Below are 16,939 nucleotides of genomic sequence, written 5' to 3'. Positions count from 1 at the left end.
TTGCAAATATCTTGGCGAGAACAGGGGGCTTCATTTGGGACAGAAAACCGCAGACGCCATTGTAATAGGCGCGGGGATCAATTCGCTGGTCTGCGCGCATCATCTGGTCAGCAACGGCTGGTCGGTGATCGTGCTTGAGCAGGCGGATGTGCCCGGCGGTGCCGTGCGCACCGGGGCCTATACGGCCGAGGGGTTCGCCCATGACTGGGCCGCGATGAACCTGTCGAATTTCGCCGGCTCTCCTTATTTTAAGGAGCATGGCGCCGAATTGATGGCCAATGGTCTGGAATTTGCACCTGCAAGTAACTGTTTTGCCAGCGTGTTCCCGGACGGCACCTGGCTGGGCGTGGGGCAGGATGCGGCGGCGAACCGGGCGCGGATCGCCACCCTCTCAACTGCTGACGCCGAGGCCTGGGATCGGCTCTCGGAGGGGTTCATGGTCGAGGCGGAGCATCTTTTCGCGCTGCTCGGCTCGCGGATGAAAATACGTGCAGTAGCATCTATAATCTGGAAGGCGCTGCGCAAGAAGGGGGCGGGCGGCAGCTTGGATTTCGCCCGGTTCCTGGCCTCCACCCCGCGCGCCTGGCTGGAGGAAACCTTCGAGTCGCCCAAGCTGCAGGCGCTGCTCGGGGCCTGGGGCATGCATATCGATTTCGCTCCCGATATCGCCGGTGGCGCGATGTTTCCCTATCTCGAGGCGATGGCCAACCAGACCTTTGGCATGGCGCTGGGCAAGGGCGGTGCCGGCGGGGTGATCGATGCGCAATGCGCCGCGATCCGTGCCCGGGGCGGCGAGATCCTTTGCGGCCGGCCGGTGGAACGTATCCTGCATGCGGGCGGCAAGGCCACCGGCGTCGTCGCCGGCGGCGAGACGTATACGGCCCGGCGCGCGGTGATCGCCAATGTGGCGCCGCGGGGTATGCTGAAACTGATCGGCGGATCGGGCGACGACCGCTACGACACCGCGATGCGCAAGTTCCGCCATGCGCCCGGCACCATGATGATCCATCTGGCGCTGTCGGATCTGCCGGACTGGGCGGCAGGGCCGGAGTTGCGCGATTTCGCCTATGTGCATGTGGCGCCGTCGCTGGACCAGATGGCGCGGACCTATGCGCAGGCGATGGCCGGGCTCCTGCCGGACGAGCCGATCATCGTCGCCGGACAGCCTACCGCCATCGATCCCAGTCGTGCGCCCGAGGGAAAGCATGTGCTGTGGATGCAGGTGCGCATGGCGCCGGGCGAGATCCGGGGCGATGCCAAAGGCGAGATCACGGCCACCGACTGGGCAGAGGCGGCGGACCCCTTCGCCGAGCGCGCCTTCGACATCCTCGACCGCTACGCGCCGGGTATTCGTGACCGGATCATCGCCCGGCGGATCGTCAGCCCGGCAGATCTGGAGGCCGACAATCCCAATCTGGTCGGTGGCGATCAGGTCTGCGGCAGCCACCACCTGAGCCAGCATTTCATGTTCCGCCCGGCGCGCGGCTTCGCCGATGGCAGCACTCCGATCCGCGGGCTCTACCACACCGGCGCCGCGGTCTGGCCGGGGGCCAGCACCGGGGTGGGGCCGGGCTATCAGCTGGGGCAGATGCTGGCCGGGAAATGACCGGCCGGGCGCAGGACCCCGGACGCAATAACGACGAAACAACGACGCAAAGAAAACCAACAGGGGACTATCTCACATGACCAAACTTTCCAGACGCGGCCTGCTCAAGGCGTCGGCGGCCACCGTCACCTTCGCGGCGACCGGCAGCTTTGCTTCGATGGTGGCGGCTCAGGAGATCGACGAGCTGATCGTTGCCTATAACGTCAACCTGCCCAGCTGGGATCCGACCGTGGGCGCCTCGGCGGTGAACCCGACGATCCAGGGCCTCTACCAATCGGTGTTCGATCAATACATCCTGCAGAAACCCGACCTGAAACCGGCGCCGGGCCTGCTGACGGACTGGGGCTGGAACGAGGATTACAGCCAGGTCTGGATGGATGTGCGCGAAGGCGTCACCTGGCATGACGGTTCGCCCTTCACCGCCGAGGATGTCGCCTGGAGCCTGGCGCGGGTCGCCGATCCGGCCACCGGCAGCCCGATCCAGTTCGTCTGGGGCACGCTGGAAAACCACCGGGTCGAAGGCAACCGGGTGATCGCAGACGTCAAGCAGTTCGACCCGACGATCTTCAAGTGGATGTACTTCCTGACCGGCTATGTGCTGCCCAAGGCCTATTACGAGAAGGTCGGCCCCGACGGGTTCGAGGCGGCGCCGATCGGCACCGGCCCCTATATGGTCGAGAAATACGAGCGCAACGCCTATGTCCGGCTGAAGGCGAACGAGAATTACTGGGGCGGCGCGCCGGAGTTCAAGACTGTCACCATCAAGTTCGTCACCGATGCCGCCGCCCGCGTGGCCGAGGTGGAATCGGGCAACTCTCACGTCACGCTGGAAATTCCCTACGAGGAATTCGACCGCCTCAAGGCCGGCAAGCTGAACGGCGTCACCGCGCCGATTTCCGATATCGGCATGATCTTCTTCAACGATATCGACGTGATGACCGATCCGAACGTGCGTAAGGCGGCTGTCATGGCGGTGGATAAGCAGGCCATCGTCGATCGGCTGCTGTCGGGCTACGGCGTGCCGATCGACACGCTGGAGACACCGGAATACGACGCCTACGATCCCACCATCAAGACGCCCTACGACCCCGAGGGGGCCAAGGCGCTGCTGGCGAAATCGGGCTATTCCACCGACAACCCGGTGAAATTCACCATCCAGACCACCCGCGGTTTCAAACCCAAGGATTACGAGATGGTGCAGGCCATCGTCGGCCTGTGGCGCCGGGTCGGGATCGAGGCCACCATCGAGGTCTATGAGATCGCCAAGCATTACGAGCTGCGCGCCGCCGACCAGCTGGCGCCGGCGGCCTTCTACAACTGGGGCAACTCGGTCGGCGATCCGACCACCTCGACCGGCTTTGCCATGTACGGCCCCTCGCCCCACTCGGTCTGGGACGGGCAGGACCTGATCGACATGATCAACCCGCTCTGGGGCGAGAAGGACGAGGCCAAGCGCATCGACGGCTGGAAGAAGGTCGACCGTTATATCGCGGAAAACGCGCTGGTGCTGCCGCTGCTGCAATACGAACAGCCGATCGTCTTCGCGTCGGGCGTCAAGGTGACGCCGCATGCCTCCGGCGCGCTGCTGCCGGCGCTGATGACCCGTGGCTGAGGCCGCGGCGATCTGACGACATCCCCCGGAGGGCGGGCACGGCTCTCGCCCTTCGGGCTTTCGGACAAAGACCCCATGACACTGATCAGACGCATCCTGCTGCGATTGCTGACGACGGCGATCACGCTGTTCGGCGTGGCCGTCATCGTGTTCTTCGTCATTCGCGTGGTGCCGGGCAACCCGGTGGCGATGATGCTGCCCCCCGGCGCGACCGACGACGACATCGCACGACTCAAGGCGCTTTACGGTCTCGACAAGACCATTCCCGAACAATTCCTGATCTGGCTGGGCGGCGTGCTGCACGGCGATTTCGGAACCTCGATCACCACCCGCCAACCGGTGCTGAGCCTGGTGCTGTCGCGGCTGCCCGCCACCATCGAGCTGTCGATCATGGCGCTGGTGATCGCGATGATCATCGGCGGCGCACTGGCGCTGACCGGCACCCGCAAGCGCGGCACCAAGGTCGAGGGCACCATCGATGTCACCAATGGCGTGGCGCTTTCGGTGCCGGATTTCCTCTGGGGTCTGGTGCTGATCCTGCTCTTCGGGGTGCTCTGGCCGATCTTCCATATCTCCGGCCGCATCTCACCGTCGATCGACCTGCCGTTCAGCACGAATTTCTACCTGTTCGAAAGCGTGCTGCGGCTACGCTTCGACATCTGGGCCGATCTGGTCTCGCATATGTTCATGCCGTCGCTGGCGCTGGCGATCCCGCTGGCCGCGATCATCGCGCAGCTGCTGAAACAGTCGCTGAAAGAGACCATGCATCTGGACTATGTCACCCTGGCGCGCACCAAGGGCTATGACGAAAACCATGTCATCACCCGCGAGGCGCTGCCCAATGCGGTGCTGCCGACGCTGACGCTGATCGGGGTGCAGTTCACCTTCCTGATCGGTGGCACCGTGATCATCGAGCGGCTGTTTTCCTACGAAGGGCTCGGCAACATGGCGATCGACGCGGTGATCAACCGCGATCTGCCGCTGATCCAGGGGATCGTGATCCTCTTCGCCCTGATCTTTACGGCGGTGAACCTGGTCGTCGATCTGACCTATGCCGCCCTGAACCCGAGGTTGCGCAATGGCTGATGCTCGTGGACTTGTGAAACGCCGGGCCGGGGCTCGGCTGTGGCTGTCGGCCGGCTGGCTGGTTCTGCTGGTGCTGGTGGCGCTGTTCGCGCCGCTGCTGGCGCCGCAGGATCCGCTGATGCAGGATCTCTTCGCCGCGCGGCTGCCGCCGTTCTGGGCCAGCGGTGCGGATCCGAATTTCCCGCTGGGCACCGACAGCCTGGGCCGCGATGTGCTGAGCCGGATCATGTACGGCGCCCGGGTGGCGCTGAGCGTGGCGCTGATCGCCGGCATCCTCACCTGTGTGATCGGCTCGGTCCTGGGGCTGATCGCGGGCTATTTCCGCGGCTGGCCCGATGTGGTGATCTCGCGCCTCGTCGATATCTGGATGGCCTTTCCGCCGGTCCTGTTCTCGATCCTGCTGATCGCGGTGATGGGCACGGGGCTCGGCTCTATCATCATCGCGGTGGTGGTGATCGACTGGACCCGCTTCGCCCGGGTGATCCGGGCCGAGGCGATGAGCCAGGGTGCGATGGACTATGTGGCTTCGGCGCAGGTGTCGGGGCGCAAGCGGTTCTCGATCATGTTGACCGAGATCCTGCCCAACGTGATGCCGACCATCGTGGTGCTGCTGACGCTGGAAATGGGGATCGCGGTGATCGTCGAGGCGATCCTGAGCTTCGTCAACCTGTCGATCTCCACCGACGATCCGACCTGGGGCAGCATGATCGCCGAGGGCCGCCTGTCGATCCATCAGGCCTGGTGGGTGCTGGTGTTCCCCCTGATCGCCCTGTTTCTCACCGTCCTGAGCCTGAGCCAGCTTGGCGAAGGGCTGAAGGACCGCTTCGATCCGGTGCTGAGATGAGCTTTCTGACCATTGAAAACCTGAACGCCCGGGTCGGCACCGCGCCGATCCTGCGCGATGTGTCGCTGTCGGTCGAGGCCGGCGAAGTGCGCGGTCTGGTCGGCGAAAGCGGCGCCGGCAAGAGCATGATCGGCAAGGCGGTGCTGGGCACCCTGCCTACGGCGGTGGAGATCGAATCCGGTCGCATCGTGCTGGATGGCGAGGATCTGCAGGCGCTGAAGCCGCGCGACCGGCGCCGGGTGATCGGCGCCAAGGCGGCGCTGATCCCGCAAGATCCGCTGACTGCGCTGAACCCGTCGCGCCGGGTCGGGCCGCAGATCACCAACCGGCTGGTCGATATCCTTGGCTGGACCCGGGCCGACGCCGGCCACCGGGCCGCGGAGTTGCTGGATGAAGTGTCGATCCCCGATCCCGAGCGGGTGATGCGGGCCTATCCGCATGAGCTGTCGGGCGGCATGCGGCAGCGGATCCTGATCGCCTCGGCCTTCGCGGCGGAGCCGAAACTGATCATCGCCGACGAGCCGACCACCGCGCTCGACGTGACGGTGCAGAAGCAGATCCTGCGGCTGATCCGGCAGATGCAGGCCCGCCATGGCACCGCGCTGCTGTTCGTCACCCACGATCTCGGCGTGGTGTCGAAGGTCTGCCAGTCGCTGACCGTCCTCTTCGGCGGCATGGTGCTGGAGGACACCCGGGTTGAGCAGTTCTTTGCCCGCCCCGGCCATCCCTATTCCGCGGCGCTTCTGGCGGCGACGCCGAAATACACCGATCCCGACGCCAGCCTGACCCCGGTGCCCGATGCGGTGATCGCCGGGGTGGAGGCGGAAATCGAGGCGCATGACAGGATGCACGGCCATGTCTGACGATGTGATCTACGAGATCGAAAACCTGCGGCTGTCGTTCCCGGACATGGCGCATAAGCCGCTGTTCGGGGCGGCGCCCCGGATCGAGATCCTGAAGGGTATCGATATGCGCATCGCGCGCGGCGATGTGGTGGGGATCGTCGGCGGTTCCGGGTCGGGGAAATCGACGCTGGGGCGGGCGATGATCCGCCTGCTTGAGCCCGACAGCGGCAGCATCCGCTTCAACGGTCAGGATATCACCCATCTGGAGGAAACCGCGCTGCGGCCGATGCGGCGCCGGTTCCAGATGATCTTTCAGGACCCGATGTCGTCGCTCAACCCGCGGCAGACGGTGGGCAGCATCATTGCCGGGCCGCTGAAGCTGCAGGGCTTCGACCGGGTGTCGGCGCGGGTCGATCAGGCGCTGGATCATGTCGGTCTGCCGCGGCGGTTCCGCAGCCGCTATCCGCATGAGTTGTCGGGCGGGCAGCGCCAGCGGGTCGGCATCGCCCGGGCGATCGCGACCGAGCCCGACTTCATCCTCGCTGACGAGATCGTCTCGGGCCTCGATGTCTCCAGCCAGGCGCAAGTGCTGAATCTGCTGGAGCAGCTGGTGCGCGAACTGGGGCTGACGCTGGCCTTCATCAGCCACGATCTGTCGGTGATCCGGCGGCTGTGCCAGCGGACCATGGTGCTTTATCGTGGCGAGGTGGTGGAATACCGCGACACCCGGGCGCTGTTCGAGGCGCCGGAGGCCGAGTATACCCGCGAGCTTCTGGACGCGATCCCGCTGCCCGATCTGGAGCAGGTCTGGGCCTGAGCCGGGACCGCGAACCTCTGCGAGGTCCGGCTGCGCCCCGGTGGGGCGCAGCCTTCGGCGAGGATATTTGCAGCCAGAAAAGACGTGGGATGGCGGTCTTCCCCGGCGGGATCAGAACCGCCGCTTGACCCCGGCGCGGGCGACGCGCCGGGCCTTCTGCTTCTCCCGCAGGAAGACGAAGAGGCCGGAGCCCATGATCAGGGCGATGCCGATCCAGACCTCAGAGGAGGGCAGCTCGCTCCAGAACAGCCAGCCCCAGAGTACCGAGAGCGGCAGGCCGACATATTCGAAGGGCGCCACCGTGGCGGCATCGGTGAGCCGGTAGGCCTGGCTGAGACAATAGCCGGCGACGGCGGTGACGGCGCCGAGGCCGAGCAGCAGCCACAGATCGCCCGGGTCGGGCCAGATCCAGGCGCGCAGCAGGAATTGCACCGAGGGATCGCTGCTGCCTTCGGCGAAGCGGCCGTCGCCGGCGACGGCGAAGAAGCCGAGCGAGACCAGGATGAAGATGATCTGAATGTAGACCGCCAGCGCCGAGGCCTTGGTGCTGGCGCCGAGCTTGCGGGTCATGATCTGCATCAGCGCATAGGCGAAGGCCGAGAGCACTGGCAACAGCATCACCAGCCGGTCGGCCTGCAATGTGCCGCTGTCGGCCCAGGGGCGCTGCATGATCACCACGCCGGCAAAACCGGCGGTGACGGCGGCGATCCTGAGCGGCCCGACCTTTTCGCCGAGGATCGGGATCGACAGGGCGGTGATGAACAGCGGCGCGACGAAGAAGAGCGCGGTGGCATCGGCCAGCGGCAGGACGGCAAGAGCGACGAAATAGGTCATGTTGGAGAAGACCACCAACAGGCCGCGCATGGCGTGCAGGATGGGCTGGCGGGTCTTGAGGATGCTCCAGCCACCCTCGATCCGGACCATGAAGAGGATGAAGACCAGACCGATCAGCGACCGGGTCAGCACCACCTGATGCAGGGGGTAGCCGCCGGAAAGCAGCTTGATCAGCACATCGTTGACGGAAATGCCCAAGACGCCCACCAGGATGAACAGGATCCCGGCGGGAGAGCGGAGCAGCGCGGCAGTGGACATCGGATCCCTCGTTAAGACACCGGATCCGGCCTAGCATGCTGGCGGCGGGGCGCAAGACCGTCGCGGTGCGATCGGGGCGGGAAACGTGCGCCGGGCCGGGCTGCGGCATCTTGGCCCGGGGGCCGGTTCTGGGCTAGAAACGTACAGTCATCGAGGAGGGCCGCATCATGCAGCTGAGCGACGAACGTGAAATCCAGGCCGCCCCGGCCGTCGTCTATGCCGCCATTCTGGACCCGGAGGTGCTGAAGGCCTGCGTGCCCGGTGCCTCCGAAGTCGAGGGCACGCCGGAGGAGGGCTATACCGCCACGGTGACCCAGAAGGTCGGGCCGGTGAAAGCCACTTTCAAGGGGCAGGTCAGCATGTCCGACATGGTCGAGAACGAGGCGCTGACCATCACCGGCGAGGGCAAGGGTGGCGCGGCCGGCTTCGCCAAGGGCGGCGCCAGGGTGACGTTGAGCCCGACCGAGAGCGGCGGCACCCTTCTGGCCTATGATGTCGAGGCCAAGGTGGGCGGCAAGCTGGCGCAGCTGGGCAGCCGTCTGATCGATGGGTTCGCCAAGAAGATGGCCGACCAGTTCTTTGTCAATCTGCAGGAGCAGATCGAAGGCCCGGCCGAGCCCGAAGAGGGCGCGGAGGCGGCCGAAGACGGGGAGGCCGGCGAGGAGAAGAAAGGCTGGCTGAAACGGATCACCGGTCGCGACTGACGCCGGCGCGGCCCTGACCGGCCCGGATTGCCTGTCAGTGGCCGGAGAGGGCCTGTCGCCCGGGCGTCGGGGGGCGGAAATTTCGGTTCCGGGCGTTTCTCTGGGCCCCGCACCTTGTTTGTCCGCAAACGGCATTCTACATCGGGCGCATGAAGCTGCGTCTGCCTTTTCTCAAGAACCCGCCGCTGGTTTCGGTGGTGCGCCTGACCGGCACCATCGGTCTTGGAGGGCGTAACAGCCTGAACGATGCGACGCTGGCGCCGCTGCTGGAAAAGGCGTTTCGCCGGGGCAAGCCGGCCGCCGTCGCGATCGAGCTGAATTCGCCCGGCGGCTCGCCGGTGCAGTCGTCGCTGATCGCGGCGCGCATCCGCCGGCTGGCGGAGGAAACCGGGGTTCCGGTGCATGTCTTCGTCGAGGATGTGGCGGCGTCGGGCGGTTACTGGATTGCCGCGGCCGCGGATGAAATCTGCGCCGATCCCTCCTCCATCCTGGGCTCGATCGGGGTGATTTCCTCTGGTTTCGGGGCGCATATCTTCCTCGCCCGCCAGGGGGTGGAGCGGCGCGTCTATACCGCTGGGGCGTCGAAATCGATGCTGGACCCGTTCCGCCCGGAGAACCCCGAGGATGTCGAACGGCTGAAGCATCTGCTCGACGATCTGCATCAGAATTTCATTGCCCATGTCAAAGCCCGCCGGGGCGACAAGCTGGATGGCGCCGCCGATCTTTTCACCGGAGAGATCTGGCTGGCGCAGCGGGCGGTGCAGCTGGGGCTGATCGACGGGATCGGCCATCTGAAACCGAAAATGCAGGAGCGCTTCGGCAAGAAGGTGCAGTTCCGACGCTACGGGCTGCGGCGGCCGCTGTGGTCGCGCTTCGGGGCGCAGCTGGCGCAGGACGCGCTGGCGGGGATTGAGGAGCGCGCAGCCTATGCGCGTTTTGGCCTCTGACGTGATTCTGAAGATCGTCTTGCTGTTTCTGGTGGCGATGGCCGTTCTGGCCATGTTCGGAAAGCTGCGCTTTCCCGGCGCCAAGCGGCTGGATGCGGCGCGCTGTCCGCGCTGCGGCCGTTTCCGGATCGGCAAGGGGCCCTGCGACTGTGAAAAGAGGGGACGTTCATGATCGCATGGCTGCTTGCGCTGCTGGGGCTGGTGATCCTGCTGCTGGCCGGCGATTCATTGGTCCGGGGCGCGGTGAACCTGAGCCTGCGTCTGGGGGTCCCGGCGCTGATCGTGAGTCTGACCATCGTCGCCTTCGGCACCTCAGCGCCGGAGCTGCTGATCTCGATCAAGGCGGTTCTGGAACATGCGCCGGGCATCGCCTTGGGCAATGTGGTGGGGTCGAACACCGCCAATATCCTGATGGTGCTGGGCATTCCGGCGATCATGGCAGCGATGCACACCAGCCAGTGCGACAGCCGCAAGACCTATATCTTCATGCTGCTGTCGACGCTTCTGTTCATCTCGCTGGCCTATATGGGGGTCTTCACCCTGCCGGCCGGGATCATCCTGCTGGTGGCGCTGGCGCTGGTGCTGTGGGACCAGATGCGCGAGGCGCTGCGTCATCGCCGCGAAGGCTGCGAAGCCGCGGATGAGGAAATGCTCGAAGGGCTGGAAGAGGCCGATCCGAACATGCCGTACTGGCGGATCGGCATCTATCTGGCGCTGGGACTGATCGGCTTGCCGCTGGGCGCCAATCTTCTGGTTGAAAACGCCTCTGTCATCGCGCGGACCTATGGGGTCAGCGATACGGTGATCGGGCTGACGCTGGTGGCGGTGGGCACGTCGCTGCCGGAACTGGCCACCACCGTGATGGCGGCGCTGCGCAAACAGGCGGATGTGGCCCTGGGCAATGTCATCGGGTCGAACATGTTCAACCTTCTGGCGATCATCGGGGTGGCGACGCTGTTCGGGCCGATCCCGGTCGATCCGGAGTTCCTCCGCTTCGATCTCTGGGTGATGCTGGGGGCGACGCTGCTGCTGATCCCCTTCGTGTTCCTGCGGTTCGATATCACCCGGGGCTGGGGCATCGTGCTGACGCTGCTTTACGCGGGCTATGTGGTGTCGGTGCTGGCCTGAGGCCGGCATCGGTCTAGAGACGCGAACGAGGGGGATGGAATGCGGGCATTGGTGACCGGGGCCGGGGCGCGGCTGGGACGGGCGATGGCCGAGGCACTGGCCGGGCGCGGTTTCGATGTCGCGGTGCATTTCGCCGGCTCCGCCACCGGCGCCGAGGAGACCGCGGGCGCGGTCCGGGCGCTGGGGCAGAACGCCGTGACGCTGCAGGCCGACCTGCTGGACGAGGCGCAGACCCAGGCGCTCCTGCCGCGCGCGGCGGAGGCTCTGGGCGGGCCGATCACCTGTCTGATCAACAACGCCTCGATCTTCGAATACGACAGCGTCCACAGCGCCACCCGGGAGAGCTGGGACCGGCATCTGGAAAGCAATCTGCGCGCCCCCTTCGTGCTGACCCAGGCGATGGCGGCACAGGGGCTGGAGCCGGGCCGTGACGCCGCCGGCGAACCCGTGGCGCAGGGGCTGATCGTCAACATGATCGACCAGAGGGTGCGCAAGCTGACGCCGGCGTTCATGACCTACACCATCGCGAAGATGGGGCTCTGGGCGATGACGCAGACCACGGCGCAGGCGCTGGCACCGGCGGTCCGGGTCAATGCCATCGGTCCGGGGCCGACGCTGCAGGGCGCGCGCCAGTCGGCCGATCACTTCGCCAGACAGCGTGCCAATACGGTGCTGGAACGGGGCGCGAATCCCGCCGATATCACCGCGGCGCTGCTCTATTTCGTCGATGCTCCGGCGGTCACCGGACAGCTGCTCTGCGTCGATGGCGGCCAGCACCTGGGATGGCGCACACCGGACGTTCTGGGCCTCGAATAAGGTCAAGCCGGAAAAGTTGTGCACCTCTCACGGGGGTGTCACGGGCGTGTTACAAAAACGCCTTTGATTTCATTGGCTTGGCAGAGGTATAAAAAAATTCTGTTTATTTTCAATGTGTTAATTGTTAGCCTAAAAACCGGGCAAATTGACGAACCCCCAATGTTTCAAGGAGATTTCCCAGCTGCCCGGAAGTTATCTGCAAACATATCCACAGGTTTGGTGGATTTGTTTGCTCTTGCGCCCGGTGGGCCGAGATTGCAGCCATAGGATGGGAATCACGGACGGCGGACATGAGCGATCAGACCTCAGACAACAGCACTGCGACTCCCGAATCGGGTGACCCAGCGGCAGGTCAGGCCAGGGCCGCAGAGGCGGCCGAAGCTCCGGTCGCGATCACGGCCGACACCGCTGCCACAACTGCGTCGCCGGTGCCGCTGATGGGGCACGCTTGCATCCAATCTTATCTGCGCACGCTGGACGGCTCGCCCGGGGTTTACCGGATGCTCGATGCCCAGGCGCGGGTGCTCTATGTCGGCAAGGCGCGCAACCTTAAGGCGCGGGTGTCGAACTATGCCCGGCCCTCCGGCCATACCGCGCGGATCGCCCGGATGATCCGCGAGACCGTCTCGATGATGTTTCTGACCACGCGGACGGAAACCGAGGCGCTGCTGCTGGAACAGAACCTGATCAAGCAGCTGAAGCCGAAATACAACGTGCTGCTGCGCGACGACAAAAGCTTTCCCAATATCCTGGTGGCCAAGGATCACGCCTTTCCGCAGATCAAGAAGCATCGCGGCGCAAAGAAGGAGAAGGGCGCCTATTTCGGCCCCTTCGCCAGCGCCGGCGCGGTGAACCGGGTGCTGAACCAGCTGCAGAAGGCGTTTCTGCTGCGCAACTGTTCGGATGCGATGTTCTCCAGCCGCTCGCGCCCCTGCCTGCTCTATCAGATCAAGCGCTGCTCCGCCCCCTGTACCGGCCAGATATCCGAGGCGGAGTATGCCGAGGCGGTGCGCGATGCCGAACGCTTTCTCTCCGGCCGCTCCACCCGGGTGCAGGAGGAGCTGGCCGAGCAGATGCAGGCGGCCTCTGATGCGATGGAATTCGAACGCGCCGCCGCCCTGCGCGACCGGATCCGCGCGCTGACCTCGGTGCAGACCTCGCAGGGGATCAACCCGCGCGGCGTGGCCGAGGCCGATGTCATCGCCCTGCATATGGAGGGCGGGCAAGCCTGTGTGCAGGTCTTCTTCATCCGGGCGCACCAGAACTGGGGCAACAAGGATTTCTATCCCCGTGTCGGCGCCGATGTCTCTGCCGCCGAGGTGATGGAGGCCTTCCTCGGTCAGTTCTACGACAACAAGGAGGCGCCGCGGCAGCTGCTGCTGTCGGACGGGATCGAGAACGCCGACCTGATGACCGAGGCCCTGAGCGAGAAGGCCGGCCACAAGGTGGAAATCCTGGTGCCCCAGCGCGGCGAGAAGGCAGAGCTGATCTCGGGCGCGCTCCGCAACGCCCGCGAATCCCTGGCCCGGCGGATGTCGGAGAGCGCCACCCAGGCCAAGCTGCTGCAAGGGGTGGCAGAGGCTTTCGGGCTGGACAGCGCCCCGCAGCGGATCGAGGTCTACGACAACTCCCACATCCAGGGTACAAATGCTGTGGGCGCGATGATCGTCGCCGGGCCGGAGGGGTTCCTGAAGAACCAGTATCGCAAGTTCAACATCCGTGGCGACGACCTGACCCCGGGCGATGACTTCGGCATGATGAAAGAGGTGCTGACCCGCCGTTTCACCCGGCTGCTGAAGGAGGACCCGGATCGCGACAAGGGGCTCTGGCCCGATCTGCTGCTGATTGACGGCGGCGCCGGGCAGGTCAGCGCGGTCTATGAGATCATGGAGGAATACGGCGTCGAGGACGTGCCGATGGTCGGCGTCGCCAAGGGTATCGACCGCGACGCCGGCAAGGAGGAGTTTCACCGCCCCGGTGAAAATGCCTTTGCGCTGGGCCACAACGACCCGGTGCTCTATTTCATCCAGCGGCTGCGGGACGAGGCGCACCGCTTCGCCATCGGCACCCACCGCGCCAAACGCGCCAAGGCGGTCAGCGCAAATCCGCTCGACGATATCCCCGGGGTGGGGGCGACCCGAAAACGTGCGCTTCTGGCCCATTTCGGCAGTGCCAAGGCGGTCAGCCGCGCCAATCTGGCCGATCTGAAGGCGGTCGACGGGGTGTCTGATGCCCTGGCCGAAACGATCTACGATTTCTTCCATGAAAAGGGCTAGGCGGCGCGTTTGCGGATCGGGCCGGGCCTAGAGGAAAAGGAAATCGCTTTCCTGTAAATCGCTGGCCTGGGTGTTCTGCAGAATGATGACATTCCTGCCGTCATTGCCCAGATCGTAAACGGTATCGGCCCCGTCCTGACGGGTCGCGGCCATAAAGGCCTCGAACGATCCGGCCTCTCCGTTTCCGGAAATGAATTTCAGAACGTCCCTGCCGTGGAAATCCACGTGATCGATGCCGAAGGCGCCGGAAAAGACGAAGGTGTCGGGGTGTTTTCCTCCGATCAGGATATCTTCGCCGCCACCGCCCCGCAGTGTGTCGCGCCCGGCGCCGCCGCGCAGACTGTCCCCATGCGCGCCGCCCAGCAGGACATCGGCGCCCTTGCCGCCGAACAGCCGGTCGGCCCCCGTGCCGCCGCGCAGACTGTCGGCGGCATCGCTGCCGAAGAGCGTATCGCGGCCGCCCAGCCCGTCCAGATCGCCGGGACCCTCCAGCGCCGCCAGCACGTCTGCGGCATCGCTGGCATGGTTGAAGATCGGCAGGTCGGGGTAGAACCGGTCGTAACTGGAGGAGATGGGCGGCGTCTCGCCCGGGGCGGCGGTGCTGCTATCGTAGTAGGAGGCGGTGGGGATATAGCCGTTCTTGGAGGCCTCCTTGAAATAGGCGTTTACCCGGCCGCGGGCATAGCTGGTTGCCGCCGTCGGATCGGCGGCGTCGGAGAGGTCGAAATCGCTGGAAACATAGACCTCTATCCCGAGGTTGGCATAGGTCGCGACGGCGCTGTCGAAATCTCTGACCCCCAGGTGGTTGGCCCAGTAATTCTCGATCACCACGCCGGCGACCTCGGCGGCGAAATCGGCGATCAGGGCACTGCCGGAGGCGTGGTTCGACAGCATGAAGGCATCGGCGTTCACCCAGACGTCCAGATCGGTCGATTGCGCCAGCGCGATGATCGCATCGAGCGTGGCGCTGGCGGCATTGCCGAGCGCGTCGCTGTCGTCAAATGCGCTGCCGGTGTCGGCGGTGATCTGTTCCTGGTAGCTGCCGGGCGCGAAATAGCGCGCGGTATCGTCGAGGAAAACGCCGGTGTAGCCGAGTGTTTCGAGCCCGTCGATCTCATGGACGAGAACCGTCTGAACCGCCTCGCGCCAGTAATAGATATCGAAGACGTCCAGAGCCGCTTCGCCGCCCTCGGTGGTGGGGGTGGCGGTCATGTTGTCGCTGCCGATCGCGTCGAAGAGCGGATGTGCCCGCTGCACCCGGCCGAGGGAGAGATAGCCGAAAGCGGCTTCGACGGTGCTGTCCTCGACCTCCAGAACCGCGCCACCGTCGAAACGCAGATCGAAATAATCCGCACCATATTGATAAGAGCTCAGAACCAGGGTCGAAAACGGCCCTGCGGCCAGGGCGCCGGCAGCATAAGGCTGATCGGGAGTGCCGCTGTAGCGAAAGGCGTAATTCATGGGAGAAACATCCACATTAGGGTAGCCGCAATTGAAAGCGTAATTCGTTGTTTCGATTCTGAGAACGATTAGCCGGGGCTTTCATCGAGGTGTCATGCTCGGCCGACGTCAGCGGCGGCGGGGCGCCGTGGGGAGTGGGCGCGGATGCTAGGCGCGGCAGCTCGGGGGCGGCTGCTGTTCGCCACGCGCAGATGTGTTCATGCGCCGCGCCGATTTCGGATCTGTCCCGCTTCCACATTCCCGAAACCGGGTATAGGGTCCGCGCATGCGATGGAATGTGCCCAATACCCTGACCCTTCTGCGGCTGCTTGCGGCGCCCGGACTGGCCGTGATGTTCCTCTATTTCAGTCGTCCATATGCCGATTGGTTCGCGCTGCTGCTGTTCGTCGGGGCGGCGGTGACCGACTGGTTCGACGGCTATCTGGCCCGGCTGTGGAAGCAGGAGACCAAGATCGGCGCCATGCTGGATCCGATCGCCGACAAGGCGATGGTGGTGATCGCGCTGATGATCCTGGTCGGCTATGCGACCAAGCACTGGACCCCCTGGCTGGTGCTGCCGGCCACGGTGATCCTGTTCCGCGAGGTCTTCGTCGCCGGTCTGCGGGAATATCTGGGCGACACCGCCGGCACCCTGAAGGTGACCAAGCTGGCGAAGTGGAAGACGACGGCGCAGATGGTGGCGATCGCCACGCTGTTTTCGCAAGGAATTTTCGAACACTACCTGGCACTGCGCGCCTTCGGCATCGATGCCGGCATGCCCGAGGCGGAGCTGGCGGAGGCCTTGACCGGGCGCGCCGATCTGCGCTGGATGTTCGAGGGCATGCTGTGGTCCGGCCGGGTCGGGCTCTGGCTGCTGTGGATCGCCGCGGCGCTGACGTTGGTCACCGGGGCGGACTACCTGCGCAAGGCCCTGCCGCATCTGAGAGAGGCGCCGTGATGACTGCCGCGATCGATATCCTTTATTTCGCCTGGGTCCGCGAACGGATCGGCCTGCCGCGGGAACGGGTGGAGACGAACGCCGCCACCGTCGCCGATCTGGTGGCGGAGCTCCGCGCCCGCGAAGAGCGGTACGAGGCCGCCTTTGCCGACCTCGCGGCCCTGCGGGTGGCGCTGGATCAGGAGCTGGCGGATTTCGACGCGCCGCTTGCCGGGGTGCGCGAAGTGGCCTTCTTCCCGCCGATGACGGGGGGCTGAGCGATGCGGATCGCAGTTCAGTCCGGGGCCTTCGATCTGGGGGCGGAGGCCAATGCCTTCGCCGCCGGGCTGTCCGGGGCGGGGGCCATCGTTACCTTTGCCGGGGTGGTCCGCGATCTGCCCGGCGGCGGGCTGGAGGCGATGGAGATCGAGCATTATCCCGGCATGACCGAGGCCGCGATCACCGCCATCGCCGAAGAGGCGCAGCGGCGCTGGGATCTGGTGGATGTGCTGGTGATCCACCGTCACGGGCGGCTGGCGCCGGGGGCGCCGATCATGATGGTCGCGACCGCCGCGGCGCATCGCCTGGCCGCCTTCGAGGCGGCGGAATATCTGATGGATTACCTGAAATCGCGGGCCCCCTTCTGGAAGAAGGAAATCACCGCCACCGGTGCCGATTGGGTCGCGGCCAAGGCCGACGACGAGGCGGCGCTGGATCGCTGGTAAGACGCGGCCGGCCGGGACCTCCGACAGCGCCCTGCGGCGGGATCGGATGCGCCCCGTCGGGGCG

Annotated in this window: 17 protein-coding genes; 15 read left to right on the top strand and 2 right to left on the bottom strand. The window is 65.5% G+C overall.

Translation table 11 applies throughout. The features are described from left to right. Positions 1 to 34: 34 nt before the first annotated feature. The 6 genes from QO033_RS06265 to QO033_RS06240 all read left to right on the top strand — a co-directional run bounded on the left by QO033_RS06265 (position 35) and on the right by QO033_RS06240 (position 6,810). Positions 35 to 1,606 carry a phytoene desaturase family protein gene (locus tag QO033_RS06265; RefSeq protein WP_284480088.1) on the top strand — a complete coding sequence of 524 codons (1,572 nt, stop codon included), beginning with the start codon at positions 35 to 37 and terminating at the stop codon, positions 1,604 to 1,606. A 76-nt stretch (positions 1,607 to 1,682) separates the two neighbouring features. Then, positions 1,683 to 3,218: an ABC transporter substrate-binding protein gene (locus QO033_RS06260; RefSeq protein WP_284480087.1), complete on the top strand. Its 1,536-nt coding sequence runs from the start codon at positions 1,683 to 1,685 to the stop codon at positions 3,216 to 3,218. A gap of 75 nt (positions 3,219 to 3,293) precedes the next feature. Beyond that, entirely contained in the window at positions 3,294 to 4,304 is a 1,011-nt protein-coding gene (locus tag QO033_RS06255; protein WP_284480086.1) for an ABC transporter permease, read from the top strand. Continuing rightward, positions 4,297 to 5,148, top strand: coding sequence for an ABC transporter permease (locus QO033_RS06250; protein ID WP_284480085.1), 852 nt, complete (start codon positions 4,297 to 4,299; stop codon positions 5,146 to 5,148). Before QO033_RS06255 ends, QO033_RS06250 begins: the two co-directional genes overlap by 8 nt. After that, positions 5,145 to 6,011 carry an ABC transporter ATP-binding protein gene (locus tag QO033_RS06245; RefSeq protein ID WP_284480084.1) on the top strand — a complete coding sequence of 289 codons (867 nt, stop codon included), beginning with the start codon at positions 5,145 to 5,147 and terminating at the stop codon, positions 6,009 to 6,011. The genes QO033_RS06250 and QO033_RS06245 overlap by 4 nt, the downstream gene beginning before the upstream one ends. After that, a complete protein-coding gene (locus QO033_RS06240) occupies positions 6,004 to 6,810 on the top strand; it encodes an ATP-binding cassette domain-containing protein (RefSeq protein ID WP_284480083.1) in 807 nt (268 codons plus the stop codon). The genes QO033_RS06245 and QO033_RS06240 overlap by 8 nt, the downstream gene beginning before the upstream one ends. Before the next feature lie 111 nt (positions 6,811 to 6,921). Here the strand turns inward: QO033_RS06240 and QO033_RS06235 are convergent, their stop codons facing one another. Beyond that, positions 6,922 to 7,902: a DMT family transporter gene (locus QO033_RS06235; RefSeq protein WP_284480082.1), complete on the bottom strand. Its 981-nt coding sequence runs from the start codon at positions 7,900 to 7,902 to the stop codon at positions 6,922 to 6,924. Positions 7,903 to 8,069: 167 nt separating this feature from the next. Between QO033_RS06235 and QO033_RS06230 the strand changes: the two genes are divergently transcribed. From QO033_RS06230 to uvrC, 6 genes are all read left to right on the top strand, one after another. After that, the gene (locus QO033_RS06230; protein WP_284480081.1) at positions 8,070 to 8,606 is read left to right on the top strand and encodes a CoxG family protein; all 537 of its coding nucleotides are present in this window, start codon (positions 8,070 to 8,072) and stop codon (positions 8,604 to 8,606) included. 149 nt (positions 8,607 to 8,755) lie between these two features. Then, positions 8,756 to 9,553, top strand: coding sequence for a S49 family peptidase (locus tag QO033_RS06225; RefSeq protein WP_284480080.1), 798 nt, complete (start codon positions 8,756 to 8,758; stop codon positions 9,551 to 9,553). Further along, entirely contained in the window at positions 9,534 to 9,725 is a 192-nt protein-coding gene (locus QO033_RS06220) for a hypothetical protein (RefSeq protein WP_284480079.1), read from the top strand. Before QO033_RS06225 ends, QO033_RS06220 begins: the two co-directional genes overlap by 20 nt. Beyond that, positions 9,722 to 10,681 (top strand): calcium/sodium antiporter, encoded by a 960-nt coding sequence (locus tag QO033_RS06215; protein ID WP_284480078.1) that lies wholly within the window; start codon positions 9,722 to 9,724, stop codon positions 10,679 to 10,681. Before QO033_RS06220 ends, QO033_RS06215 begins: the two co-directional genes overlap by 4 nt. Positions 10,682 to 10,720: 39 nt before the next feature. Then, positions 10,721 to 11,497 carry an SDR family oxidoreductase gene (locus QO033_RS06210; protein ID WP_284480077.1) on the top strand — a complete coding sequence of 259 codons (777 nt, stop codon included), beginning with the start codon at positions 10,721 to 10,723 and terminating at the stop codon, positions 11,495 to 11,497. Between the two features lie 437 nt (positions 11,498 to 11,934). After that, positions 11,935 to 13,773, top strand: a complete 1,839-nt coding sequence (gene uvrC, locus QO033_RS06205; RefSeq protein ID WP_284480105.1) for an excinuclease ABC subunit UvrC — start codon at positions 11,935 to 11,937, stop codon at positions 13,771 to 13,773. A 27-nt stretch (positions 13,774 to 13,800) separates the two neighbouring features. On the opposite strand, the gene QO033_RS06200 is transcribed toward uvrC, so the two are convergent. Continuing rightward, positions 13,801 to 15,234, bottom strand: a complete 1,434-nt coding sequence (locus QO033_RS06200) for a hypothetical protein (RefSeq protein ID WP_284480076.1) — start codon at positions 15,232 to 15,234, stop codon at positions 13,801 to 13,803. 265 nt (positions 15,235 to 15,499) lie between these two features. Between QO033_RS06200 and pgsA the strand changes: the two genes are divergently transcribed. Genes pgsA through QO033_RS06185 form a run of 3 tightly spaced genes read left to right on the top strand, consistent with a single transcriptional unit; the run spans position 15,500 to position 16,875 of the window. After that, on the top strand, positions 15,500 to 16,171 hold the full coding sequence (gene pgsA, locus QO033_RS06195; RefSeq protein ID WP_284480075.1) for a CDP-diacylglycerol--glycerol-3-phosphate 3-phosphatidyltransferase: 672 nt from the start codon (positions 15,500 to 15,502) through the stop codon (positions 16,169 to 16,171). Then, positions 16,171 to 16,428 (top strand): molybdopterin converting factor subunit 1, encoded by a 258-nt coding sequence (gene moaD, locus QO033_RS06190; RefSeq protein WP_284480074.1) that lies wholly within the window; start codon positions 16,171 to 16,173, stop codon positions 16,426 to 16,428. The genes pgsA and moaD overlap by 1 nt, the downstream gene beginning before the upstream one ends. Before the next feature lie 3 nt (positions 16,429 to 16,431). Then, the gene (locus QO033_RS06185; protein ID WP_284480073.1) at positions 16,432 to 16,875 is read left to right on the top strand and encodes a molybdenum cofactor biosynthesis protein MoaE; all 444 of its coding nucleotides are present in this window, start codon (positions 16,432 to 16,434) and stop codon (positions 16,873 to 16,875) included. Positions 16,876 to 16,939 lie beyond the last annotated feature (64 nt).

Origin of the sequence: Pseudodonghicola flavimaris (assembly GCF_030164425.1) — a bacterium.
GTDB lineage: Bacteria > Pseudomonadota > Alphaproteobacteria > Rhodobacterales > Rhodobacteraceae > Pseudodonghicola > Pseudodonghicola flavimaris.
This window is presented reverse-complemented; position numbering and strand designations above follow the sequence as displayed.